The sequence below is a fragment of the Oceanobacillus neutriphilus genome (assembly GCF_014645515.1).
GTDB classification, from domain to species: domain Bacteria; phylum Bacillota; class Bacilli; order Bacillales; family Amphibacillaceae; genus Oceanobacillus; species Oceanobacillus neutriphilus.
Genome location: NZ_BMLW01000054.1, coordinates 1 through 507, shown reverse-complemented (window position 1 = coordinate 507; position 507 = coordinate 1). Strand labels below are relative to the sequence as shown.

General features: G+C 35.7%; 1 protein-coding gene. It reads right to left on the bottom strand.

Going from position 1 to position 507, the window contains the following annotated elements; genetic code table 11:
* On the bottom strand, nt 1-477 hold a 477-nt coding region (locus IEX29_RS26470; RefSeq protein WP_188738887.1), incomplete at its 3' end, for a BRO-N domain-containing protein.
* Nucleotides 478-507 lie beyond the last annotated feature (30 nt).

Here is a 507-nt window from a genome sequence, read left to right as displayed (position 1 = left end):
ATATTCACCTTCTATTTTCTTGTCAATACTATTTAGTTTTTCAGCTGTCTGTACGTGATACTGATTATTAGCAGTATTAATTTTTGCAACCTGTTCGGCTAAAAAATGAATGATTTCCGGATTGTTTTGAATTTCTTGAGCTAGCGTATTTGTCATGTACAATCCTTGTTTCCTAATTTGTGGGAGAACTTCTGATGTCACCCAGCGTTTGAATTTCTTGGCTGCTGGTAGTTTGCTAGAAAGAATAAGACTATATAAACCCGATTCGTTAATTACCGTTACATTTCTAGTTTGACCTGCGTACTCAATTCGGGTACTCAACTTGTCTTCATTGTCTACATGCCTATTGATATCTCGACTACCATTTCGGTACCCCAGCACTTCCGCAACATCTTTCCCCACAAAATACGGTTCATCTTCAATCACTAACGTTCTTACATTGTTTTCTTCAAAATTGAATACCTTTAAATCTGTCATACTATCATTCCTTTCTTTTGGTATACTATT